This window comes from Streptococcus sp. SO2 (assembly GCF_030440025.1).
The window spans coordinates 57,308-82,655 of sequence record NZ_JAQFJH010000001.1 but is presented as its reverse complement, the minus strand read 5'-3'; the positions used below and the strand labels follow the sequence as shown (position 1 = coordinate 82,655).

Here is a 25,348-nt window from a genome sequence, read left to right as displayed (position 1 = left end):
CTTCAGCATGACTTAAAAATTGAAATTAGGAATTAGGAAAAGAAATGTATAGATACCCAGTAGTCATCCATTTTCACCGAAAGAATGGGGATTATGATGCTTGTTCATTCAGTAGAAAACAGGCAGATGTTAAAGAAAATTTGTATTATGAAAATGACTATTTTGGAGCTAAATTCTCCTTTACAGTTATAAGTGCAGAAAGGCTCGATACTCTGAGCTTTTCTGTCGAAATCGATGGAAAGACAAAGGACTATCTCCTACGGTTTAACCATTATCCACTGTTGACTGAGGTTTGGATTTTGGATGGTGATGAGACGGTTTATTATTCTGAAAATCCAGCCATTGCAAGTCCTTACTATAAAGATCGAAACCCGTTTGCTTTTGATAAAGCCTTTCACAGTGAAAGTTTTGATCACCATTGGGGATACCAAGGAGAGTTGGGTTATAGTATCTCTGACTACCAGACAAGCTTTAAACTCTGGGCTCCAACAGCTACAGCAGTTCAAGTGGTCGTTTATGAAAATACAAGTAACGACGCGCCGATTTGGAAAACCTTTAATCTTGAGCGTGGGAATAGCTATTCATACAGTCATAAGTACAATACCATTGGTGTTTGGAGTGTAGACCTGGATGAAAATCTTGCAGGTAAAGCTTACCAGTATCAGATTGAGTTTCCACACCACCAGACTTTGACACGAGATCCTTACACTATCGCTACAAGTCCTGACGGGAAACGTTCCGTCATTCTCTCTCAGCAAGATAGACAGGTAGAAGGATTCGAAGTTAAACATGGGACAGACGCTCCTTGGCGTTTGGAAAATCCATGTAAAGCAGTTATCTGTGAAATGCATATTCGTGATTTTACAAAATCACCGACATCTGGAGTGGCAGAGCATCTCCGTGGAACCTTCCTTGGGGCTGCCCAGACTGGAACGGTTAACCAGTATGGTCAAGCAACAGCCTTTGATTATATCAAAGAACTCGGCTGTAATTATGTTCAACTCCAACCAATCTTTGATCGCCATAAGGAATATGACGAGGACGGGAATGTAACCTATAACTGGGGTTATGACCCTCAAAACTACAATGCTCCTGAACCAAGTTTCTCTAGCAATTTAGATGATCCTGGACAGGTTATTCGAGACCTTAAAACCATGATTCAAGCATATCATGATGCGGGAATCGGTGTCATTATGGATGTCGTTTACAACCATACCTTTTCAACGGTCGATGCACCTTTCCAAACAACTGTTCCTGATTATTACTATCGTATGAATCCAGATGGAACCTTCCAAAACGGCACAGGTGTTGGAAATGAAACCGCAAGCGAACACGAAATGTACCGCAAGTATATGATTGACTCACTCCTTTATTGGGTAAAAGAATACAATATTGACGGTTTCCGTTTCGACTTGATGGGAATTCACGATATCAAAACCATGCAGGCAATTCGTTGGGCACTGGATGAAGTTGATCCACGTATTATCACCTATGGAGAAGGTTGGGATATGGGGACCGGTCTTGCACCTTATGACAAGGCCAAGAAGGACAATGCCTACCAGATGCCAAATATTGGATTCTTCAATGATGATCAGCGTGATGCCATCAAAGGAGGAGAAGTTTACGGCTCAATCAAGGCAGGATTTGTTAGCGGTGCAGCTACAGAACCGATTGTAGCCAAAGCTATTCTTGGTAGCCGAGAGTTGGGTTCATATCTTAGTCCAAACCAAGTTCTTAACTACGTGGAAGCCCATGATAATTACAACTTGCATGATTTGTTAGCAACCCTTCACCCAGATCACAGTTCAGATAAGATTATGCGTCAGGTCGAGACAGCAACAGCGATGAGCATTCTTATGCAAGGGATGTCCTTTATAGAGCTGGGGCAAGAATTTGGTCGCACCAAACTCCTTGCTACAGGAGAAAATGGTGAGCTGACTCCGGCAGATAGAGAACGGGCCATGAATAGTTACAATGCTCCAGATAGTGTCAACCAGGTCAACTGGGATTTAATCAATGAGAGACAAGAGAGCATTGACTTTATTCGCCAGATTATTCGCCTAAAAACACAAAGGCGGGCTTTCTCTTATCCTACATACGAAGAAGTTTATCGTCATGTCTTCGTCCATACAGCTGCTGAAAATAGTGGGTGGATTGTTTACGAAATTCACGGTGGATCAGAGAACTTATTGGTGGTATTCAATGCCAAGGGAACTTCCTTCTACTTTGAAAATGCAGGAAATCTAGAAATGCTTGTGACAAATAGTCGTTCTCAAGAGTCTAATGTGATTGATGATATCAGCGTTGCAGTCTTGAAGGTACTTTCATAGTAAATGCTACAAAAAGGTTTAGTTAAAACTAGACCTTTTTTGATTTTTATTGAAAAACCAATATCTAATAGGAATAAATTTCAAATAATTTGAAGAATCAAGTTTGTGAAAAAAATATCAATATTTTCCAAAAAGGGGTTGTAATTTTCTGAAAATTTGATAAAATAAGTTTTAATCATTTTCAGGAGGAAGAGAATTTGACAAATTATCAGAATTTAGTGAATGGAAAATGGAAATCATCGGAAAATGAAATTGCCATCTATTCTCCCATCAATCAAGAAAAACTGGGGACAGTACCCGCTATGAGTCAGGCTGAAGTAGATGAGGCTATGGAAGCAGCGCGTACAGCTCTCCCAGCATGGCGTGATTTAGCACCAGTTGAGCGTGCAGCTTATTTGCATAAGACAGCAGACATTTTGGAACGTGATAAAGAAAAAATTGGTACGATTCTTGCCAAAGAGGTTGCAAAAGGGATTAAAGCAGCCATTGGAGAAGTAGTACGTACAGCAGAATTGATTCGTTTTGCTGCTGAGGAAGGTCTCCGTATCACTGGACAAGCAATGGAAGGTGGCGGTTTTGAAGCTGCAAGTAAAAATAAACTAGCTGTTGTCCGTCGTGAGCCAGTTGGGGTCGTCCTAGCTATTGCACCATTTAACTATCCAGTCAACCTTTCTGGATCTAAGATTGCTCCAGCTTTGATTGCAGGAAATGTCGTTATGTTTAAACCACCAACACAAGGATCTATTTCTGGTCTTTTGTTGGCTAAAGCATTTGACGAAGCAGGAATCCCAGCAGGTGTCTTTAACACCATCACTGGACGTGGTTCTGAAATCGGAGACTACATCATCGAACACAAGGAAGTGAACTTCATTAACTTTACAGGTTCAACACCGATTGGGGAGCGTATTGGTCGTTTAGCTGGTATGCGCCCAATTATGCTTGAACTTGGTGGAAAAGATGCAGCAATTGTCTTAGAAGATGCAGATTTAGAAAATGCAGCTAAGCAAATCGTAGGTGGAGCTTTTAGCTACTCTGGTCAGCGTTGTACTGCCATCAAACGTGTTTTGGTTGTGGAAAACGTAGCAGACAGATTGGCAGAATTGCTCCAAGCTGAAGTTGCTAAGCTAACAGTAGGCAATCCATTTGACAATGCAGATATCACGCCAGTTATTGATAATGCTTCAGCTGATTTCATCTGGGGATTGATTGAAGATGCTCAGGAAAAAGGAGCCAAAGCGCTCAGCCCAATCAAACGTGAGAATAATCTCATTTGGCCAGGACTTTTTGATTATGTCACAAGAGATATGAAATTAGCCTGGGAAGAACCATTTGGACCTGTTCTTCCAATTATTCGAGTTTCAGATGCTAATGAAGCGGTAGAAATTGCTAATGAATCAGAATTCGGTCTTCAATCTTCAGTCTTTACAAATGACTTTAAGAAGGCATTTGAAATTGCTGAAAAACTTGAAGTTGGAACCGTTCATATTAATAATAAAACACAACGTGGACCAGATAATTTCCCTTTCCTTGGTGTAAAAGGTTCTGGTGCAGGAGTGCAAGGAATTAAATATAGTATCGAAGCGATGACAAATGTTAAATCCATTGTTTTTGATGTGAGATAATTTATAAAATCAGGAAAATAACTTCCTGATTTTATTTTTTTCAAAATAATACAGTAGAAAATTGATAAAAAACGAATATTCTGGTATTATAATAAAAAAATATATGGAAATTGTTTCGTGTTCTATTTTCTGGATATCTTTTTTAAAATGCTAGGTAATTTTTTGAAGGCTTTCATAAAAAAATATGATTTCCTTCGTAAATTACTTGAAAGTTATCTTAAAAGAGTGTATAATAGAATTATAGAAAACGCTTACAAAAGAAAGGGGATTGAATGAATAATCAAGAAGCATTAAGAACCTTTACTACAGGTGAGAACTTTCACCTCCAGCATTATTTAGGAGCGCATAGAGAGGAGAAAAACGGAGAAATAGGCTATACCTTTAGGGTTTGGGCCCCAAATGCACAAGCAGTTCATCTAGTTGGTGATTTTACCGATTGGGTTGAGAATCAGATTCCCATGGTTCGTAATGAAGCAGGTGTTTGGGAAGTATTTACAAGTCAAGCCCAGGAAGGTCAGATTTATAAATATCATATCACGCGTGCGAATGGTCACCAGATTATGAAGATTGATCCTTTGGCAGTTTATTTTGAAGCTAGACCGGGTACAGGAGCAGTTCTGACCAATATCCGTGAAAAGAAATGGAAAGATGGCCTTTGGCTAGCACGTCGCAAACGTTTGGGATTTTTCGAGAGACCAGTTAATATATACGAGGCCCACGCAGGATCTTGGAAGAGAAATCCAGATGGTAGTCCCTATACTTTTTCGCAACTGAAGGACGAGTTGATTCCATACTTGGTTGAGATGAACTATACACATATTGAGTTCATGCCTTTAATGGCTCATCCACTTGGATTGAGCTGGGGCTATCAGCTTATGGGCTACTTTGCTTTTGAACATTCCTATGGTACACCTGAGGAGTTCCAAGATTTCGTTGAAGAATGTCATATAAATAACATCGGTGTTATCGTAGACTGGGTGCCAGGCCATTTCACTATTAATGATGATGCGTTGGCATATTATGATGGAACACCAACTTTTGAATACCAAGACCACAACAAGGCTCACAACTACGGATGGGGTGCGCTGAATTTTGACCTCGGGAAAAACGAGGTCCAGTCTTTCTTGATTTCAAGTATTAAATTTTGGATTGATTTTTACCACTTAGATGGTATTCGGGTCGATGCAGTGAGCAATATGCTGTATCTAGATTATGATAATGCTCCTTGGACTCCAAACAAAGACGGTGGAAACCTTAACTATGAGGGTTATTATTTCCTTCAACGGTTGAACACAGTGATTAAGTTAGCTCATCCAGATATCATGATGATTGCAGAAGAAAGTTCATCAGCGACAAAGATTACTGGCATGAAAGAAATGGGTGGTCTTGGCTTTGACTATAAATGGAATATGGGCTGGATGAACGATATTCTCCGTTTCTACGAGGAAGATCCGATTTATCGCAAGTATGACTTTAATCTTGTGACTTTCAGCTTTATGTATGTTTTCAATGAAAACTATCTCCTACCTTTCTCACATGATGAGGTAGTTCATGGTAAGAAGAGTATGATGCATAAGATGTGGGGAGATCGCTACAATCAGTTCGCTGGTTTGCGCAATCTTTACACCTATCAAATTTGTCATCCAGGTAAGAAACTCTTGTTCATGGGTAGTGAGTACGGGCAATTCCTCGAGTGGAAGTCTGAGGAGCAGTTGGAGTGGTCTAATCTAGAAGATCCGATGAATGCCAAGATGAAGCATTTCACTTCACAACTGAATCAATTCTATAAAGACCATCGCTGTCTGTGGGAAATTGATACTAGTTATGACGGTATAGAGATTATCGATGCTGATAATAGAGATCAGAGTGTCCTTTCCTTTATTCGTAAGGGCAAGAAGGACGAAATGTTAGTCTGTGTCTTTAACATGGCACCAGTTGAACGTAAGGACTTTACGATTGGTTTACCTGTTGCAGGTATTTACGAAGAAGTTTGGAATACAGAATTAGAAGAATGGGGAGGTGTGTGGAAAGAGCACAATCAAACAGTTCAGACTCAAGAAGGCTTATGGAAAGATTATGAGCAGACTTTGACCTTTACCTTGCCTGCCATGGGAGCAAGTATCTGGAAGATCAAGCGTCGTTTGAAACCAGCTAAGAAAAAAGAATAATGAGCTGTTGATTACAATTTTTTAGATTTTAAAAAATGATGTACTTATATTGGAGTTGAAACACAAGAGAAATGGATTTCCTATTATTTTTATAAAAAAGTTTGACTTCCGACCTTCTTTCGATTTTAACGTTCATATGACTTTATAAAGGAGTAGAAAATGAAGAATGAAATGCTAGCTTTGATCCTTGCGGGTGGGCAAGGAACACGTCTCGGAAAACTCACTCAAAGCATTGCCAAACCGGCAGTGCAATTCGGTGGGCGCTACCGTATCATTGACTTTGCTCTTTCCAACTGTGCAAACTCTGGAATCCATAATGTTGGTGTGATTACGCAATACCAACCTCTCGCTTTGAACAACCATATCGGAAATGGTTCTAGCTGGGGATTGGATGGTATCAATTCAGGTGTCTCTATTTTACAACCTTATTCAGCCAGCGAAGGAAACCGTTGGTTTGAAGGGACTAGTCACGCTATCTACCAAAACATTGACTACATCGACAGTATTAATCCTGAGTATGTTTTGATTCTTTCTGGTGACCACATCTACAAGATGGACTACGATGATATGCTTCAGTCCCATAAGGATAATAATGCCAGTTTGACAGTAGCTGTCCTAGAGGTACCGCTCAAAGAAGCTAGCCGTTTCGGTATCATGAATACAGATGCCAATAACCGTATCGTTGAATTCGAAGAAAAACCTGCTCAACCTAAATCTACAAAAGCTTCTATGGGAATCTATATTTTCGACTGGAAACGACTTCGCAATATGCTTGTTGCTGCTGAAAAGAGTAATGTGGATATGTCAGACTTTGGTAAGAACGTTATCCCTAACTATCTCGAGTCTGGTGAAAGTGTCTATGCTTATGAATTTAATGGCTACTGGAAAGATGTTGGTACGATTGAGTCACTTTGGGAAGCCAATATGGAGTACATTTCACCAGAAAATGCCTTAGATAGCCGCAATCGTCAGTGGAAAATTTACTCTAGAAACTTGATTTCACCACCAAACTTTATTGGAAAACACGCTCATGTAGAAGATTCTTTAGTTGTGGATGGCTGTCTCGTGGATGGAACTGTTAAGCATTCTATTCTCTCAACAGAAGCGCAAGTACGTGAGGGTGCTGAAGTAGTAGACTCTGTAATCATGAGTGGTGCCATTATCGGAAAAGGTGCAAAAATTAAACGTGCCATTATTGGTGAGGGTGCTGTTATTTCTGAAGGTGTCGAAATTGATGGAACAGACGAAGTACAAGTAGTAGGATACAATGAAGTAGTGGGGGTAGCATCAGATGAAGATTGATAAATATTCAGCCATTTTAGGAAACACAGTTGGTTTTCATGATATGTCAACGTTAACAGAACACCGTCCGGTAGCTAGCTTGCCTTTCGGTGGGAAATACCGTTTGATTGACTTCCCCCTTTCCAGTCTTGCAAATGCAGGTGTTCGTAGTATCTTTGGTATTTTCCAACAAGATAATATCAGCTCAGTTTTTGACCATATTCGTTCAGGTCGTGAGTGGGGCTTGTCAACCCTTCTAAGTCACTACTATCTAGGAATTTACAATACTCGTGTTGAAAGCAGCACAGTTGGAAAAGAGTATTACCAACAGCTTCTTACCTACTTGAGACGTTCAGGTTCAAACCAAACCGTTTCGATTAACTGCGATGTGCTGGTGAATATTGACTTGAATCAAGTCTTCCACCTACACAATACAACGAATGGTCCGATCACAGTTGTATATAAGAAACTTCCAAAGAAAGACATTTCAGATGTGAATGCTATTTTGGAAATCGATGAAACTGACCATGTTCGTTCGCACAAACTCTTTGATAATAAATCTACAGATGAACTCTTCAACATGTCTACAGATATCTTTGTTGTGGATACTCCTTGGTTGATTGAACGACTTGAAGAAGAGGCTCAGAAAGAATATCCTGAAAAGTTGCGCTATGTCCTTCGCGATTTAGCTGTAAAAGAAGGAGCTTTTGCTTACGAATACACAGGTTACTTAGCAAATATTCACTCTGTTCAATCCTACTATCAAGCAAACATCGATATGCTTGAATCTAAAAAGTTCTACTCTCTCTTCTCACCAAATCAAAAGATTTATACAAAAGTTAAGAATGAAGAACCAACCTACTATGCGAATACTTCAAAAGTAAGTACTTCTCAGTTTGCTTCTGGTAGTATCATTGAGGGTGAAGTAGTTCAGTCGGTCCTATCTCGTAACATTTATGTTCACAAAGATAGTGTGGTGAAGGACAGCATTCTATTCCCTCGAGTTGTGATTGGTCAAGGTGCCCAAGTTGAATATGCCATCCTAGACAAAGGAGTTGAAGTTGCGGACGGTGTTGTCATTCGAGGCACAGCAGAACATCCAGTTGTAGTTAAGAAGGGTGAAACAGTAACAGAGGACATTTATTCATGAAAATTTTATTTGTAGCGGCAGAAGGAGCACCCTTTTCAAAAACAGGTGGTTTGGGCGATGTTATTGGCGCACTTCCCAAATCACTTGTAAAAGCGGGGCACGAAGTTGCAGTTTTCTTGCCTTATTATGATATGGTAGAAGCTAAGTTCGGAGACCAGATAGAGGATGTTCTCCACTTTGAAGTTAGTGTAGGATGGCGTAGACAGTACTGTGGTGTTAAGAAAACGGTTTTGAATGGTGTAACCTTCTACTTCATTGATAATCAGTATTATTTCTTCCGTGGTCATGTCTACGGTGATTTTGACGATGGTGAACGCTTTGCTTTTTTCCAACTGGCTGCTCTTGAAGCCATGGAACGCATCGGCTTTATCCCTGACCTTCTCCATGTTCATGATTACCACACAGCCATGATTCCCTTTTTGTTAAAAGAAAAGTACCATTGGATTCAGGCTTATCAAGGAATCAGAACCGTTTTAACCATTCATAATTTGGAATTTCAAGGTCAGTTTTCTGAAGGGATGTTATGGGATTTGTTCGGTGTTGGGTTTGAACGCTATGCTGATGGGACCCTTCGCTGGAATGATTGTCTCAACTGGATGAAAGCAGGTATTCTCTACGCGGATCGTGTCTCAACCGTTTCCCCTAGCTATGCGCACGAAATTATGACCAGTCAGTTTGGTTGCGGTTTGGACCAGATTCTTCGCATGGAGTCAGGTAAGGTTTCAGGTATTGTCAATGGTATTGACGCAGATCTTTATAATCCTCAAACAGACCCACTTTTAGACTATCATTTTGATAAGGAAGATTTGTCTGGAAAAGCTCAAAACAAAGCAAAATTGCAAGAGAGAGTTGGGTTACCAGTGCGAGCAGATGTTCCTCTAGTTGGGATTGTCTCTCGATTGACACGCCAAAAAGGTTTTGATGTTGTGGTAGAAAGCTTGCATCGTTTCTTACAGGAGGACGTTCAAATAGTCCTTTTAGGAACAGGAGATCCTGCTTTTGAACATTCCTTCTCCTGGTTTGCGCAAGTCTATCCAGACAAGCTATCAGCAAATATCACTTTTGATGTCAAACTTGCTCAAGAAATCTACGCAGCTTGTGACCTCTTCCTCATGCCAAGTCGTTTTGAGCCATGTGGTTTGTCTCAAATGATGGCGATGCGCTATGGAACTCTACCACTGGTTCATGAAGTGGGTGGCTTGCGTGACACTGTTCAATCCTTCAATCCGATAGAAGGAACTGGAACTGGATTTAGCTTTGATAATTTAACACCATACTGGCTTAACTGGAGTTTCCAAACAGCCTTGGATGTTTATAAGTACCAGCCGGAAGTTTGGAGAAATCTACAAAAACAAGCTATGGAATGTGATTTCTCATGGGATACAGCCTGCAAATCTTACCTGGACTTGTACCATAGTTTAGTCAACTAATAGATAAAATCGTATGATTCTTTCATACGATTTTTGGGCTGTTTAGAAAGGAAAGCTTATGTCTCAAGAAAAAGGCTTGTGTGTCATGGACGTTGACGGCACCCTGATAGCAGAAGAGGTGATTGATCTTTTAGGAAAAGAAGCAGGTTGCGAAGAAGAAATATCGCAGATCACAAGCCAGGCAATGCGAGGTGAACTGGACTTTGAAAGGAGTTTACGAGCGAGAGTGGCTTTGTTAGAAGGTCTTCCGATTTCAGTCTTTGATACTGTTTTCAAATCCATTCATCTGTCTAAGAATGCTCAAGAATTTATCTCCATACTTCAAAAGAAGGGTATTCTAGTCGGTCTAGTGTCTGGTGGATTTGCACCAATAGTTAAGAGATTAGCAAAATCCCTTGGTATTTCCTATCTCTCCGCCAACCAGTTAGAAGTCAAAGACGGTTTTTTAACAGGTCGACTAGTTGGTGAAATTGTGACAGCTCAAGAAAAACAAGCCACTCTTGAGAAATGGAGAAAGGAATTAGGACTTCCCAAAGAAAGAACGATTGCTATCGGTGATGGTGCCAATGACCTCTTGATGTTAAATTCAGCAGGTTACGGTATAGCCTTTTGTTCCAAAGAGGTCGTAAAATCCGAGATAGCTTGTCATGTAGATACGAGGGATTTTTTAGAAGTTCTACCTTTGATTGATTTCTTAGAATGAGAGGGAACTATGAAAATTGTAATTGCACCCGATTCTTTTAAAGAAAGTTTGACGGCAGAAGAGGTCGCTCAAGCTATAGAAAGGGGCTTCCAAAAATCGATAGCAGATGTAGAATGTCTGCTTTGCCCTGTAGGTGATGGTGGGGAAGGAACTGTAGATGCTATTCGACATTCTCTTGACCTAGAAGAAAAATGGCAAGAGGTGACTGGACCTTTTGGCCAAAAAGAATCAATGCGCTACTTTCAAAAAGGTCAAATAGCGCTCTTTGAAGTTGCTGACTTGGTTGGTCTTGGGAAGATTCCGCAGGAGAAACGAAACCCTCTCCATATCCAAACCAGAGGTATCGGAGAGTTGATTCGCCATCTCGTTGATCAAGGGATGAAAGAAATCTATATCGGAGTTGGTGGTACGGCTAGTAATGACGGTGGGATAGGCATTGCTGCGGGTTTAGGTTATCGTTTTTATGATAAGAATGGAAAGGAATTGCCAGCTTGCGGTCAGACTTTGCTTGAGTTTGAGTCAGTTTCAAATAGCAAGTTGTATAGGATTCCTGAAGATGTGAAAATCCGCATTTTAGCAGATGTCGTGAGCCTTTTATGTGGTCATCAAGGGGCGACCTATACATTTGGAAAACAAAAGGGCTTGAATCCTGCTTTGTTTGAGACAGTAGATTTGGCTATACAGCGGTTCTATGAAAAATTTTCACCATCAACCCTCTCTCTTAAAGGAGCAGGAGCAGGCGGTGGGATTGCGGCTGGGCTCTGTGCCTTTGCTGAGGCCTGTATCGTATCTGGGATTGACACTTGCTTAGATTTGATTGATTTTGATAAGAAAGTTGCAGGGGCAGACTTGGTTATCGTTGGAGAAGGGAGACTGGACAGTCAAAGCTTTGTTGGAAAAGCTCCGATCGGAGTAGCAAAAAGAACCCCTAATGGAGTTCCTGTTATTGCTATTTGTGGTAGTCTTGCTGATGATTTACCTTCCCTACCATTCGAAAATATACAAGCAACCTTTTCTATTTTAGAAAAAAGTGAACCTTTGGAAGACAGTCTAAAAAATGCAAGACTCTATTTGGAGCACACATCTACTAATATTGGTCGTTTATTAAATATGAGAAATCATTAACCAAACCATTTTTTCCAGATAGATTTTTTAGGAGCTTCTGCCTTTTTCTCCTCCCAGAGGTTTGAGAAAGCAAGTCTAAGGTCTTTTTCGTCTACTTGAACAGGTTCATTTGTATGAATGACAAGACCAAAAGGAGAGGTGATATGATCATCTGAAACAATAGTCGCCTGACAGTTGCTTTCTTTTGCTTGTTTTAAGTAAAAGACCTGTTTGTCAAACTCGATATTTGGTGAAATCTTCACAAAAAGTGCCTCTATCTTTTCTTGAAAACCCTCTAAAATAGAGAAAAATCCATGTTCTAATTCAGAACTATTGGCAGTACTGATATCCGCGTAGCCAAGAACTCTTTCCTCGAAAGTCCCGAGATAGCGGCGTTGTTCGTCAGGGTTTAATTTCGGCCCACCGTGAGCTTTTTCTAGTAGTTGTTTTGATAAATCTGTCATAAAAACAGTATATCACAAAAATCGCAAGAAAACAGACAAAAGAAAGCGATTACTTTATAAAGTTAAGGAAAATTTGCACAAAGATAACGTTTTTTCTTGAAAAACGCTTATTTTTAAGGTATCATAGAGGTGTAAAAAATTTAACTCAAAGGAGAGTAAAAAATGTCAATTATTACTGATGTTTACGCTCGCGAAGTCCTAGACTCACGCGGTAACCCAACACTTGAAGTAGAAGTTTATACTGAATCAGGTGCTTTCGGACGTGGTATGGTTCCATCAGGAGCTTCTACTGGTGAACACGAAGCAGTTGAACTTCGCGACGGTGACAAATCTCGTTACGGTGGTCTTGGTACACAAAAAGCTGTTGACAACGTAAACAACATCATCGCTGAAGCTATCATCGGCTACGATGTACGTGACCAACAAGCTATCGACCGTGCTATGATCGCACTTGACGGTACTCCTAACAAAGGTAAATTGGGTGCAAACGCAATTCTTGGTGTGTCTATCGCTGTAGCTCGTGCTGCTGCTGACTACCTTGAAATCCCACTTTACAGCTACCTTGGTGGATTCAACACTAAAGTTCTTCCAACTCCAATGATGAACATCATCAACGGTGGTTCTCACTCTGACGCTCCAATCGCTTTCCAAGAATTCATGATCGTACCTGCTGGTGCACCATCATTCAAAGAAGCTCTTCGTTGGGGTGCTGAAATCTTCCACGCTCTTAAGAAAATCCTTAAATCACGTGGTTTGGAAACTGCCGTAGGTGACGAAGGTGGATTCGCTCCTCGTTTCGAAGGAACTGAAGATGGTGTTGAAACTATCCTTGCTGCGATCGAAGCTGCTGGATATGTTCCTGGTAAAGACGTATTTATCGGATTTGACTGTGCTTCATCAGAATTCTACGATAAAGAACGTAAAGTTTACGACTACACTAAATTCGAAGGTGAAGGAGCAGCTGTACGTACTGCTGCAGAACAAATCGACTACCTTGAAGAATTGGTAAACAAATACCCAATCATCACTATCGAGGACGGTATGGACGAAAACGACTGGGACGGTTGGAAAGCTCTTACTGGACGTCTTGGTGGTAAAGTTCAATTGGTTGGTGACGACTTCTTTGTAACAAACACTGACTACCTTGCACGTGGTATCCAAGAAGGTGCTGCTAACTCAATCCTTATCAAAGTTAACCAAATCGGTACTCTTACTGAAACTTTCGAAGCTATCGAAATGGCTAAAGAAGCTGGTTACACTGCCGTTGTATCACACCGTTCAGGTGAAACTGAAGATTCAACAATCGCTGACATCGCAGTTGCAACTAACGCAGGACAAATCAAGACTGGTTCACTTTCACGTACAGACCGTATCGCTAAATACAACCAATTGCTTCGTATCGAAGACCAACTTGGTGAAGTAGCTGAATACCGTGGATTGAAATCATTCTACAACCTTAAAAAATAATCTAGTTCAGTGAACAAGGTTTGAAGCCCCTCGGATTTTTTCCGAAGGGCTTTTTTCTGTTCAAGGGGATAAGAAAAGAGCAGAGTTTATGGTATAATAAACAAAAACACTTGTATTAGGAAGAAATTATGTCTAAAGAGATTGATATCGAGTATTACCACCAACTAGCACTGCAAAAGCAGAAGGAGCACCGCAAAGTGTTAGCTAATCTAAAGAAAAAACCACCAAAGAATCTAGATAAGATTGCACAGCAGATTCACCAAGAAGTTTTTGATGAGATTGATTGTACTGCCTGTGCTAACTGTTGCAAGACATTGGGGCCTGACTTTAAGGAAGCCGATATTACCAGTATTGCTAAGTACTTTAAGATGAAATTACCAGCTTTTGAAGCGGAGTTTCTGCAGGTAGATGAAGATGGTGATAAGGTTTTCAAATCCATGCCTTGCCCCTTTCTAGGAGGAGATAATCTCTGCTCAATCTACGACGTTCGTCCCAAGGCCTGTCGTGAATTCCCCCATACAGATCGTAAAAAAATCCATCAAATTAATCATTTGACAATTAAGAATACCTTGACCTGCCCTGCAGCCTATCTCTTTGTTGAGAAATTAAAAGATAAGTTATAGAATTTACACCTTTAAATCTTGTCCAAAGATTCTAGGGTGGAAATATCTTGTATTTGTTAGAATATAGATAGAATTGAACACGGACTAAAAGCTATGCGAAAAAGAAGAAATTACCTAGAATCAGAAGAACCAGCGATAATTTTCCAATTTTCACTTTGCTTTTAACGACCTTTGTATCTTATGGAGGTAAGAAAAGAAGAATATGATGCATCAATTCAATCAAACCATGGATTATTTGGAGCAGCAACTGACTGGAGAAGTGGATATGAAAAGATTTCAGCAGCTATCGGGCTATTCTTACCCTCTCTTTAGCAGGCTATTTTCTATCCTGGCAGATATGACATTAGCAGAATACTTGCGCAATCGCAGGCTGTCAGAAGCAGTGACAGACTTGAGGGGAAGCACTGAGAAAGTCATTGATATAGCACTGAAATACGGCTATGAGTCTTCTGATGCCTTCAGCTCAGCCTTTAAGAAATTCCATGGGGAAACTCCCTCAGAAGTTCGAAATGGAAAACCTTATCGGGTCTTTCCTAAGCTTCAATTATCCTTAAAAATCACAGGAGGAAAGAACATGGATATCAAGATTCAAAAGAAGCCTGTATTTACCGTGGCAGGCGTCCTATTGGAAGCTATTGACAATAGCAAATGCCCGTCTGCTTGGGAGTATCTCTATGCTCATCACAGCTTAGAAAGCCTAGAAAGTCTGGGCAGTGGCCAATCTCTCGGTGTCTGCTCGGATGTCAAAGAAGGCGAAATTATCAACTATATAGCTGCCTATGATGTGACGGATAAAGCTAAAGCAGAAGAACTGGGTCTATCAATCAAAGAAATCGCAGAAGCTGAATATGCTATCGTACCAGTCAAAGGCCCAATACCAGAAAGCATTCACCATGCTTGGAAATATGTTCTAGAGATTTTTTTCCCCGAAACTGGCTATCGTCATTCAGGTGCTCCAGATTTTGAAGTCTATTCCGAAGGCGACATGTCGTCACCAGACTATCAAATGGAACTCTGGATACCAGTGATCAAGGACTAGATAATTTTCTGATATTTTATAAAGATGCAAAACTAACTCTGTAGAAGATATCTTTTACAGAGTCTTTTATTGTGGAAATTCATGTCCGTAAAGCAAACATGCCCTATTTTTTGTTTGGATTTTATGGGGCATGAGAATAGTTTTCTCGGTATAATAGTCCCATAGAAGATAAGGAGGCATGAATATGCAGATGTATTTTGGAGATGTGTCACTTTGCTATAGCTATTCATTGGCAATGGCACTAGAAACCTATGGTTATGACTTTAAAGCAGATTTTTTAGAGGCAATTATGGTGATGGGAAATGGCGCTAGTATCGTAAAGGAAGATGAGGAGCACCCTCTAGTATTCTTTGATAATGGAATGCCAGACCTTTCCATCTCCCATTCCTTAAAAATACTAGGGTTTGACTATGAGGATTTCTATCTAAAAGATGGAGCGGAAGTAGATTTGGAAGAGATTAAAGGAAAGTTGGAAACATTTCTGTCCAATGGATCTGTCGTACTGGGGCCTCTTGATATGGGCCATCTGACCTACAATCCCAATCACACAATCCTTTATGGTGTGGATCACTTTGTAACCGTGTATGACATTGATGATCAGTACCTCTATTTGCACGATCCAGCTGGTTTTGCCTGTATGAAGGTTGCTTTTAATGACATACTAGAAGCATGGAAGGCAGAGGCTATTGACTATAAGCGCGGAGCCTACTCCATGTGGGGAAATTTTAAGAAGGTCAAGAGTCCTAGTCAGACTGAAATCTATCAAGAAACAGCAAGGATTATGAAGACCCGATATCTGAATGGTCAAAGTGGTGTGTTGGAATGCTATGCAAAAGTAGTTGCTGAAAACGGCTTAAATACGGAGCAAAGACAACTGCACCAGTATTTTAGCTTTAAACTTGCAGCTGTTCGAAATCTCTATCTCAGTAAGTTCTTAAAAGATCATGATCCGAAAGGGGCAAGATTAAAAGAAGAATTGGCTACTCTATTTAGCCAAGCCCATCTTTCATGTTTAAAAGAAGATTATCAAGAACTAGCCCACTTGCTTTATCAGATGGCTGAAGTGGATGGTCGTTTTAGAGATTTATATGTAAAGTAGTGACTATAAGCATAAAAAAATAGTTAGTAAAAGCAGCTTTTCGTAAAATGAAGAACTGCTTTTTGATTATGGTATAATGAAGTAAGAAAATAGCTTATTCTAGTTGAAGATGAAGGGAGAACTCCCATGCCTAGACCAAAAACGAAAGAGGAGCTAGTGTTAGCCTCTAAGGAAAACTATGAAAAGCTCAATCACTTTATATCTAAATTAAGTGAAGAGGAGCTACAGACTCCTTTTGATTTTTCAAAAGACCAAAAGAAAAAAGAAGCTCACTGGAATAGAGATAAAAATCTACGGGATGTTTTGATCCATCTATATGAATGGCAGCAATTACTTTTAACTTGGGTACATTCTAATCAAAAAGGTCAAGAAAGAACTTTTCTCCCTGAACCTTATAATTGGAAAACTTATGGGGAAATGAATGTCGCTATTTGGAAGAAGCATCAGAAAACGTCCGTAGAAGAAGCGACCAAACTCCTCAATCAATCGCATAAAAAGGTTTTAGAGTTAATGGAAGGCTTCAGCAATGACGAATTGTTCACAAAAGGTACCTATAAATGGACGGGTGGGACAAGTCTAGGTTCCTACTTTGTCAGTAGCACCTCCAGTCACTATGACTGGGCTCTGAAAAAACTCAAAGCTCATCAGAAAAATTGTAAGAAACGTTAATTGAAGAGTTTATGAAGGTTGGAAAATCTTCTTCTAAGCTTCGAATAGCTTAGTTCTCGTGATTTTTGAGCTCTTCTAGCTTTAGAATCCTTCAAAAATTAAAATTTAAAGCTGTCATAGACTTAGAATAGATCTAAAAAATATATACAAATGCAATTCTAAACTTAGAATTGAATTTATATTAAAGTGATTATACTGTTCGATACTTAGAATGACTTGATTCTGAGAAATGTTGACTAGAAAATGGATCGAATGGCTTTTTTCTGATATAGGATGATAGATAGATGGGTGAGATGATGAACATACAAAAAGAGAAAGTTAGAAAAGAGTTGATGTCCCTCTGTTTGGGAGAGTTCACAGCCGTCCTATCTATTTGGTTTTGTTTTTTCCTTTTGAAAAATAGGCTTGGTGATTGGAATGGTTTGATCTCTATTCTTCATCCGTTGTCTTTACTGACATTTATTTTGCTTCAAGGTTCAATCTATTGGGCGATTTTGATTAGAAGACTCTCGAAACCTCAGTTCGGAAGTGAAAATGTCCCTAAACTATATGGTGTGCTCAGAATACTAGACCTCGTTTTACTTATTTCAGGCTTTCCTTTTATTGTCTGGAATGCACAGAGTGTCCTAGTGACTATCTTAGCCACGTTGATACAGCTTTTTGCCCTTATCGAATGGGTTAATTATTTCCTCCTACGCCTATCTTATAGTTTGAACCCTCTTGTTTTATGGAAACGAATTACCAAGGGAAAACTTGAAAAAAGCAGAATAGCCAAGGAGTTGGGGTAGGGGGAATGAATGTATGTTTTAGATACTATCAATATAAAACTTTAGTTGACGTTAAATAATATTAAAAATGAGTAGGAGAATATCTATGTCTGTAGGGTTAATGGTTGGTTATAATTGGTGGACTATAGGAGAAGGGAGTCTTTTTAATTCATTCTTTTCGACTATTTATGTTCGCTTAGAGAATAATGAGTGGGGAAGTAGATACCCAGTAATAATGAATAAGCTTTACTGGGGAGATGTTCCTTTTGAATCTGTTGAAAGAGGAATAGCTGAGTTGGTATCTATCCAAGAGGAGTTGAAAAAATTTCTCCCTCAGGATGTTATATGGGATTTTGAAGATTTGTCACTCACTCCTCCTTGGGGAAATAATATCGCAGAGCATATAACAAATTTATCACATTATTTCATAACGAGTTCCGGAAAAGATTTAATAGAAGTTTTGCTGACTAGTTTTAGATTTGCACTTGAGCACGGTCAAAATGTGAGTGTAAAAAGTATTTGAAACTCAATAAATCAAAGGTTCATTTATGCTATAATGTTCTTAATGAATTTTCAGAAAGGAAACTCAATGTCCTACAAATTTCTACTTTTCGATCTCGATCACACCTTGCTTGATTTTGATGCTGCTGAGGATGTGGCACTGACGCAACTTTTAAAAGAAGAAGGAGTTGCAGACATTCAAGCCTATAAAGACTATTATGTTCCTATGAACAAGGCTCTCTGGAAGGACTTGGAACAAAAGAAAATCAGTAAACAAGAACTGGTTAACACGCGCTTTTTACGTTTGTTTGCTCATTTTGGACTGGAGAAAGACGGTAGGTTACTTGCTCAGCGTTACCAGTTTTTTCTAGCCCAGCAAGGACAAATCCTTTCGGGAGCTCATGAACTTTTGGACTGTCTCATTGAGCGTGATTATGAGCTGTACGCTGCGACAAATGGCATTACTGCTATTCAGACAGGTCGTTTGGCTCAATCAGGTCTGGCTCCCTATTTCAACCAAGTCTTTATCTCCGAGCAGTTGCAAACGCAAAAACCTGATGCACTATTCTATGAAAAAATTGGTCAACAGATTACTGGATTTTATAAAGAAAAGGCCCTTATGATTGGAGATTCTCTAACCGCCGACATTCAAGGTGGCAATAATGCTGGTATTGATACTATCTGGTACAATCCCCATCATCTGAAAAACAAGACGCAAGCCCAGCCGACTTATGAAGTTCATTCTTACCAAGATATACTGGATTGTTTGGATACTATGTAGTACTTTTTCTAAGAGGGGATGATATGGAAACTAAAGTCATTGAAGAGATTGACAACTTACTAAATCTCATAGAGCAGTATCAGTTAAAAGGTGTGGTTGCTCAAGTAAATTCGTTAAAAGAGTTAAAGTATATCATAAGCAATCATATAGAGTTAAGTACTCGAGAGAAGATGAATATCCACTATTCACTCTTTCTCCCTAGGGGTGGTTTATCTGAACTCTACTATATGGACGCTAATCTTGAACGGATGATGTCTGTAAATAATCAACTTTCCTATTCTATTGATACAATCGAAAAGTTTTTAATGGCTGATTGATACTGTGAATAGTAATGTCAAATAATAGGGTCAATAACAGTATATATAAGAACTGTAAAAAGTGGTTTAGATAGCCACTTTTTGCTATAATAGAAGCAGTAAAAACGAAGGAATAGTAAACGATGGCAAGACCAGAACTTTCTCTTTATGAACCATTGTATACACTAAAGGAAGTTGATCAAAATATCTGGATAGCAGATGGTGACTTGATACAAATGGATATGAAGGTCTTCAAACTACCTTTTCAGACACGTATGACAGTGATAAAGTTAAACGATGGAAAACTCTGGATTCATTCTCCTATTGCGCCAAATGAGGAGCTCTTTACTGAACTGGATACTTTGGGCAGAGTCGCTTACCTGATTTCACCAAATAAGATTCACTACGCCTATATTGCAGATTGGAAAAAAAGATATCCTTATGCACAAGCATGGTCTAGTCCAGGAGTTGAAGAGAGAGTGAAAAGTCAGAATGTCAAGGTAGAATTTGATTCTCCCTTAGCAGATGAGTCTCCTGACTTATGGTCTGATGAGATTGATCAACTTATTTTTAAGGGAAGTTCTGTGATTGAAGAAGTGGTGTTTTTTCATAAATCGACTAAAACACTCATTGTAACGGACCTTATAGAGAATTTTGAACCGGAAAAGATAGCTAGTCCAATCCGAAGAATAATCTATCGTTTAGCCCGTGTAACAGCTCCTGATGGACAAACTCCTATCGATTATCGTATGACTTTTTTTAGGAGACAAATAGATGCAAAGGTTTCCTTTTACCGCATGTTAAACTGGAAACCTGATAAGATTATACTTGCACACGGTCTATGCTTTTTTGAGAATGGTATAGATGAATTAAAACGTGCTTTTAGATGGATACGGTAAAGGAGAAAAAGATGCAACACTCATCTTGGCATGCTTTGATTAAGGAGCAATTACCTGAGGGGTATTTCGGGAAAATCAATCAATTTATGGATCAGGTCTATGCTCAGGGAACTGTTTATCCACCTAAGGAAAAGGTTTTTCAGGCTCTCTTGACTACTCCTCTGGAAGAGGTTAAGGTAGTAATTCTAGGGCAAGACCCTTATCACGGGCCAGGTCAAGCGCAGGGCTTGAGTTTTTCTGTACCCGATGCTATTTCAGCTCCGCCGTCCTTGCAAAATATTTTGAAAGAATTGTCAGATGACATTGGGGTTAAGAAATCCCATGATTTAACGTCTTGGGCTGAGCAAGGAGTCTTACTTCTCAATGCTTGCTTGACGGTTCCTGCTGGTCAAGCCAATGGTCATGCTGGGCAGATTTGGGAGCCTTTTACGGATGCTGTTATTGAGGTTGTTAATCATCTAGATAGACCTGTCGTCTTTGTACTCTGGGGCGCCTATGCACGCAAGAAGAAGGCACTGGTTACCAATTCTCACCACTTAATTATCGAATCAGCCCATCCTAGTCCGTTATCGGTTTATAGAGGATTTTGGGGTTCCAAGCCTTTTTCCAAGGCTAATGCATTCTTAAGAGAGACAGGACAAGAGCCAATCGATTGGCTTAGATAAGGAGAAAATATGCCTCAGTTAGCGACGATTTGCTACATTGATAACGGAAAAGAACTGCTCATGCTCCATCGCAATAAAAAGCCCAATGATGTCCATGCAGGTAAATGGATTGGTGTGGGTGGTAAGCTAGAGCGAGGAGAGACGCCTCAGGAATGTGCGGCACGTGAAATCCTCGAAGAAACAGGTCTGAAAGCCAAGCCCGTGCTAAAAGGCGTTATCACTTTTCCAGAATTTACACCAGATTTAGACTGGTACACCTATGTTTTTAAGGTGACGGAGTTTGAGGGTGACTTGATTGACTGCAATGAGGGGACCTTAGAATGGGTTCCTTATGATGAGGTCTTAAGCAAGCCGACTTGGGAAGGTGACCACACCTTTGTTGAGTGGCTTTTAGAGGACAAACCCTTCTTCTCAGCTAAGTTTGTTTATGATGGGGATAAATTGTTGGATACCCAAGTTGATTTTTATGAATAAAGGAGTAGAGCTATGTTACTAATCAAAAATGGTCGTGTCATGGATCCCAAGTCTGGTCTGGATCAAGTCTGTGATGTTTTGGTCGAAGATGGAAAGATTATCAAAATTGCCCCTGAAATTAAGGAAGAAGGAGCAGAAGTGATCGACGCTACTGGTCTTGTGGTTGCGCCTGGTTTGGTGGATATCCATGTTCATTTCCGTGAACCTGGTCAAACCCACAAAGAAGACATCCATACCGGTGCCCTAGCGGCCGCTGCAGGTGGCTTTACAACAGTTGTCATGATGGCTAATACCAATCCAACCATTTCGGATGTAGAGACTCTTCAAGAAGTTCTCCAATCTGCTGCCAAGGAAAAAATCAATGTCAAAACGGTTGCGACCATTACTAAGAATTTTAATGGGCAAGACCTGACAGACTTTAAGGCGCTTTTAGAAGCTGGAGCTGTTGGTTTTTCTGATGACGGTATTCCACTTGAAAGTAGTAAAGTTGTCAAGGAAGCCATGGAAGAAGCCAAAAAACTCAATACCTTTATCAGCCTTCATGAGGAAGATCCCGGATTGAACGGTATTCTTGGATTTAATGAAAACATCGCTAAAGACCACTTCAAGATTTGTGGTGCGACAGGGGTGGCAGAATACGCTATGATTGCGCGTGATGTTATGATTGCCTATGCAACCAAGGCTCATGTTCATATCCAGCATTTGTCTAAGGAAGAAAGTGTCAAGGTAGTGGAATTCGCTCAAGGTTTGGGAGCGCAAGTCACAGCAGAAGTAGCGCCACAGCATTTCTCTAAGACAGAAGCACTTCTCTTGACTCAAGGTAGTAATGCTAAAATGAATCCTCCGCTTCGTTTGGAATCAGACCGTTGTGCCGTTATCGAGGGTCTCAAGTCAGGTGTTATCACAGTTATCGCGACAGACCACGCGCCTCACCATGCAGATGAGAAAAATGTAGAAGATATCACCAAAGCGCCATCTGGTATGACTGGCTTAGAAACCTCTCTTTCTCTTGGTTTGACTTATTTAGTGGAAGCTGGTGAGCTAAGCTTGATGGAATTGCTAGAAAAAATGACTGTTAATCCAGCCAAGCTTTACAACTTTGAAGCTGGTTACTTGGCTGAGAATGGTCCAGCGGATATCACTATCTTTGATGCTAAGGCTGACCGCCTTGTGGACTCCCATTTTGCTTCAAAAGCTGCAAATTCACCATTTATCGGTGAAACTTTAAAAGGGCAGGTCAAATATACCATCTGTAAGGGACAAATCGTTTACAAAAACTAGATGGGATTCTGCTCTATAAACTATAAGAATAGAGAGCGTATATGTATCGAACCCATCAATTTAAAGATAAGTTTATTTTATTTCTTAAGATATTTTTTCCTATCCTGATTTATCAGTTTGCCAATTATTCTGCCTCTTTTGTTGATACAACCATGACTGGGCAGTACAATACCATGGACTTGGCTGGTGTATCAACTGCAACGAGTCTATGGAATCCTTTCTTTACTTTTTTAACAGGGATTGTTTCGGCCATGGTTCCCATCATAGGCCATCATCTGGGACGAGGCAAAAAGGAAGAAGTAGCATCTGACTTTTACCAATTTATCTACTTGGCTTTCGGATTGTCTTTGGTCTTGCTTGGCATGGTAGTATTCTTAGCGCCGCCTGTCTTAAACCATATCGGACTAGAAGCTCAAGTGGCGTCAGTTGCAGTCTCTTATCTTTGGTACCTTTCTATCGGGATTATTCCCTTGTTGCTTTTTAGTGTCATTCGGTCATTGTTAGATTCTCTTGGTTTGACCAAGCTATCTATGTACCTCATGCTTTTGTTACTTCCGCTAAATAGTGGTTTTAACTATCTCTTGATATATGGAGCCCTTGGTTTTCCAGAGCTTGGTGGCGCAGGAGCAGGGCTAGGAACTTCTCTAGCCTATTGGGTCTTATTGGGGATTTCTCTTCTTGTTTTGTTCAAACAAAAAAGATTAAAAGCGTTACATCTTGAAAAACGCATTCCACTCAATATAGATAAAATCAAGGAAGGTGTTCGATTAGGTCTACCAATCGGGGGAACCGTCTTTGCTGAGGTAGCTATTTTCTCCGTGGTGGGACTAATCATGGCTAAGTTTTCATCGCTCATCATCGCTAGTCACCAGTCAGCTATGAATTTTTCCAGCCTCATGTACGCTTTTCCCATGAGTATTTCCTCTGCTATGGCGATTGTTGTGTCTTACGAGGTGGGGGCTAAACGTTTTGAGGATGCAAAAACCTATGCTCGTCTGGGGAGAATAACAGCCCTTATTTTTGCTTGTCTTACCCTATCCTTCCTCTACATTTTTAGAGATCGTGTAGCAAGTCTATATGGGAATGACTCTCAGTTCATTGAAACAACTGCTGTATTTCTAACCTACAGTCTCTTTTTCCAATTAGCTGATACCTTTGCGGCCCCACTCCAGGGGATTCTAAGAGGCTATAAGGACACTATCATTCCTTTCTATCTTGGCTTAATCGGGTATTGGGGAGTAGCGATACCTCTAGGATACCTACTAGATCAAGCAACTGACTTAGGGGCATTTGCCTACTGGATTGGGTTAATTGCCAGCTTGATTGTTTCTGGTTGTTTGTACCAATGGCGTTTGAAATCCATAATGAAAAGATTGAGCTAATTTTAAGAAATTATCCTGAAAAATGACTTTGTGAAAAAATACTCTAACTAGAGAGAATCCCTGTTTTAACAGGGATTTATTTTTTTATATTGTGAAATTTTATTAGCCATATACTTTGACAGCGTATACTAAAAAAGGTAAAATAGTAAGGTAAGTACAAAGTTAGAAAGGCAAGATTATGTCAACTTTAGATAAGAATCTTTTGCTAGAGATGTTCCGTAAGATGGAAGAAATCCGTCGCATGGACTTAAAAATCGCTCAGTTAGTGAAAAAGGGGAAAGTTCCCGGTATGACTCACTTTTCTGTCGGAGAGGAAGCTGCTAACGTCGGAGCGATGCTGGCTCTTAATCCAGATGATCTGATTACCTCAAATCACCGTGGACATGGGCAAGCTATTGCTAAGGGGATTGACCTTAACGGAATGATGGCTGAAATCCTTGGAAAATACACTGGAACCTGTAAAGGAAAAGGTGGTTCTATGCACATCGCCGACTTAGATGCGGGTAACCTTGGTGCCAATGGTATCGTAGGTGGTGGTATGGGAATCGCTGTTGGTGCGGCCCTCAGTCAGCAAATGCAACATACGGGTAAAATCGTTGTCTGCTTCTTTGGAGATGGCGCGACCAACGAAGGTGTTTTCCACGAAGCAGTGAACATGGCTTCTATTTGGAAACTTCCTGTTATTTTCTACTGCATTAACAACGGTTACGGTATCTCTGCGGATATCAAGAAAATGACCAATGTGGAGCATATCCATCAACGTAGTGCGGCATATGGAATTCCTGGAATGTTTATCGAAGATGGAAACAATGTCATCGATGTCTATGAAGGATTTAAGAAAGCTGTAGATCATGTTCGTGGTGGCAATGGCCCAGTCTTGATCGAAAGTGTAACCTATCGCTGGCTTGGTCACTCATCATCTGACCCTGGTAAATATCGTACTCGTGAAGAAGTGGAATTGTGGAAACAAAAAGACCCAATCGAAAACCTTCGCAAATACCTCATTGAAAATAATATTGCAAGTGCAGAAGAATTGGAAGAAATTCAAGCACAAGTCAAGGAAGCAGTAGAAGCTTCTGTTAAATTTGCAGAAGAAAGCCCATTCCCGCCACTAGAATCAGCATTTGAAGATATTTACGCAGACTAAGGAGAA

24 protein-coding genes are annotated in these 25,348 nt (G+C 40.1%); 23 read left to right on the top strand and 1 reads right to left on the bottom strand.

The genetic code is table 11. The annotated features are described in order from the left end of the window. The first annotated feature begins 44 nt into the window (after positions 1 to 44). The 8 genes from pulA to PCY17_RS00365 all read left to right on the top strand — a co-directional run bounded on the left by pulA (position 45) and on the right by PCY17_RS00365 (position 11,809). Positions 45 to 2,330 carry a type I pullulanase gene (gene pulA, locus PCY17_RS00400; protein ID WP_084944547.1) on the top strand — a complete coding sequence of 762 codons (2,286 nt, stop codon included), beginning with the start codon at positions 45 to 47 and terminating at the stop codon, positions 2,328 to 2,330. A gap of 197 nt (positions 2,331 to 2,527) precedes the next feature. After that, entirely contained in the window at positions 2,528 to 3,952 is a 1,425-nt protein-coding gene (locus PCY17_RS00395; RefSeq protein ID WP_084944546.1) for an NADP-dependent glyceraldehyde-3-phosphate dehydrogenase, read from the top strand. Positions 3,953 to 4,224: 272 nt separating this feature from the next. After that, positions 4,225 to 6,120, top strand: coding sequence for a 1,4-alpha-glucan branching protein GlgB (gene glgB / locus PCY17_RS00390; protein WP_001064529.1), 1,896 nt, complete (start codon positions 4,225 to 4,227; stop codon positions 6,118 to 6,120). Between the two features lie 159 nt (positions 6,121 to 6,279). Next, positions 6,280 to 7,422, top strand: coding sequence for a glucose-1-phosphate adenylyltransferase (locus PCY17_RS00385; protein WP_301390618.1), 1,143 nt, complete (start codon positions 6,280 to 6,282; stop codon positions 7,420 to 7,422). Then, on the top strand, positions 7,412 to 8,551 hold the full coding sequence (glgD, locus tag PCY17_RS00380) for a glucose-1-phosphate adenylyltransferase subunit GlgD (protein WP_049520334.1): 1,140 nt from the start codon (positions 7,412 to 7,414) through the stop codon (positions 8,549 to 8,551). Before PCY17_RS00385 ends, glgD begins: the two co-directional genes overlap by 11 nt. Next, entirely contained in the window at positions 8,548 to 9,981 is a 1,434-nt protein-coding gene (gene glgA, locus PCY17_RS00375) for a glycogen synthase GlgA (protein ID WP_000697281.1), read from the top strand. The genes glgD and glgA overlap by 4 nt, the downstream gene beginning before the upstream one ends. Before the next feature lie 58 nt (positions 9,982 to 10,039). Then, positions 10,040 to 10,684, top strand: coding sequence for a phosphoserine phosphatase SerB (gene serB, locus PCY17_RS00370; RefSeq protein ID WP_084944544.1), 645 nt, complete (start codon positions 10,040 to 10,042; stop codon positions 10,682 to 10,684). Between the two features lie 9 nt (positions 10,685 to 10,693). Then, complete coding sequence (locus PCY17_RS00365; protein WP_247924141.1) at positions 10,694 to 11,809, top strand: glycerate kinase; 1,116 nt, start codon at positions 10,694 to 10,696, stop codon at positions 11,807 to 11,809. Here PCY17_RS00365 and PCY17_RS00360 read toward each other — a convergent pair. Further along, complete coding sequence (locus tag PCY17_RS00360; protein WP_247924140.1) at positions 11,806 to 12,252, bottom strand: DUF1694 domain-containing protein; 447 nt, start codon at positions 12,250 to 12,252, stop codon at positions 11,806 to 11,808. The genes PCY17_RS00365 and PCY17_RS00360 overlap by 4 nt on opposite strands. 162 nt (positions 12,253 to 12,414) lie before the next feature. On the opposite strand from PCY17_RS00360, the gene eno reads away from it, so the two are divergent. From eno to PCY17_RS00285, 15 genes are all read left to right on the top strand, one after another. Further along, complete coding sequence (eno, locus tag PCY17_RS00355; protein WP_247924139.1) at positions 12,415 to 13,719, top strand: surface-displayed alpha-enolase; 1,305 nt, start codon at positions 12,415 to 12,417, stop codon at positions 13,717 to 13,719. Positions 13,720 to 13,847: 128 nt separating this feature from the next. Continuing rightward, positions 13,848 to 14,342, top strand: a complete 495-nt coding sequence (locus PCY17_RS00350) for a YkgJ family cysteine cluster protein (protein WP_247924138.1) — start codon at positions 13,848 to 13,850, stop codon at positions 14,340 to 14,342. 202 nt (positions 14,343 to 14,544) lie between these two features. Then, complete coding sequence (locus PCY17_RS00345) at positions 14,545 to 15,381, top strand: AraC family transcriptional regulator (RefSeq protein WP_247924137.1); 837 nt, start codon at positions 14,545 to 14,547, stop codon at positions 15,379 to 15,381. A gap of 184 nt (positions 15,382 to 15,565) precedes the next feature. Continuing rightward, positions 15,566 to 16,480, top strand: a complete 915-nt coding sequence (locus PCY17_RS00340) for a peptidase (protein WP_247924136.1) — start codon at positions 15,566 to 15,568, stop codon at positions 16,478 to 16,480. Between the two features lie 126 nt (positions 16,481 to 16,606). Further along, on the top strand, positions 16,607 to 17,149 hold the full coding sequence (locus PCY17_RS00335; protein WP_042902251.1) for a ClbS/DfsB family four-helix bundle protein: 543 nt from the start codon (positions 16,607 to 16,609) through the stop codon (positions 17,147 to 17,149). 284 nt (positions 17,150 to 17,433) lie between these two features. Then, positions 17,434 to 17,937: a hypothetical protein gene (locus PCY17_RS00330; RefSeq protein ID WP_000504319.1), complete on the top strand. Its 504-nt coding sequence runs from the start codon at positions 17,434 to 17,436 to the stop codon at positions 17,935 to 17,937. 85 nt (positions 17,938 to 18,022) lie between these two features. Continuing rightward, complete coding sequence (locus PCY17_RS00325; protein ID WP_000110626.1) at positions 18,023 to 18,439, top strand: immunity 70 family protein; 417 nt, start codon at positions 18,023 to 18,025, stop codon at positions 18,437 to 18,439. 66 nt (positions 18,440 to 18,505) lie between these two features. After that, the gene (locus PCY17_RS00320) at positions 18,506 to 19,198 is read left to right on the top strand and encodes a YjjG family noncanonical pyrimidine nucleotidase (RefSeq protein ID WP_000120618.1); all 693 of its coding nucleotides are present in this window, start codon (positions 18,506 to 18,508) and stop codon (positions 19,196 to 19,198) included. A gap of 23 nt (positions 19,199 to 19,221) precedes the next feature. Further along, positions 19,222 to 19,515: a hypothetical protein gene (locus tag PCY17_RS00315; protein ID WP_000448761.1), complete on the top strand. Its 294-nt coding sequence runs from the start codon at positions 19,222 to 19,224 to the stop codon at positions 19,513 to 19,515. Positions 19,516 to 19,637: 122 nt separating this feature from the next. Continuing rightward, a complete protein-coding gene (locus PCY17_RS00310; protein WP_049490597.1) occupies positions 19,638 to 20,393 on the top strand; it encodes a DUF4336 domain-containing protein in 756 nt (251 codons plus the stop codon). Between the two features lie 11 nt (positions 20,394 to 20,404). Continuing rightward, positions 20,405 to 21,058, top strand: coding sequence for a uracil-DNA glycosylase (locus PCY17_RS00305; protein WP_049490595.1), 654 nt, complete (start codon positions 20,405 to 20,407; stop codon positions 21,056 to 21,058). A gap of 9 nt (positions 21,059 to 21,067) precedes the next feature. Then, complete coding sequence (locus tag PCY17_RS00300) at positions 21,068 to 21,532, top strand: 8-oxo-dGTP diphosphatase (protein WP_001135756.1); 465 nt, start codon at positions 21,068 to 21,070, stop codon at positions 21,530 to 21,532. A 12-nt stretch (positions 21,533 to 21,544) separates the two neighbouring features. Continuing rightward, positions 21,545 to 22,813: a dihydroorotase gene (locus tag PCY17_RS00295; protein ID WP_247924135.1), complete on the top strand. Its 1,269-nt coding sequence runs from the start codon at positions 21,545 to 21,547 to the stop codon at positions 22,811 to 22,813. 41 nt (positions 22,814 to 22,854) lie between these two features. After that, positions 22,855 to 24,195 (top strand): MATE family efflux transporter, encoded by a 1,341-nt coding sequence (locus PCY17_RS00290; RefSeq protein WP_247924134.1) that lies wholly within the window; start codon positions 22,855 to 22,857, stop codon positions 24,193 to 24,195. Between the two features lie 178 nt (positions 24,196 to 24,373). Beyond that, positions 24,374 to 25,342, top strand: coding sequence for a thiamine pyrophosphate-dependent dehydrogenase E1 component subunit alpha (locus tag PCY17_RS00285; protein WP_000105349.1), 969 nt, complete (start codon positions 24,374 to 24,376; stop codon positions 25,340 to 25,342). The last annotated feature ends 6 nt before the right edge of the window (positions 25,343 to 25,348 follow it).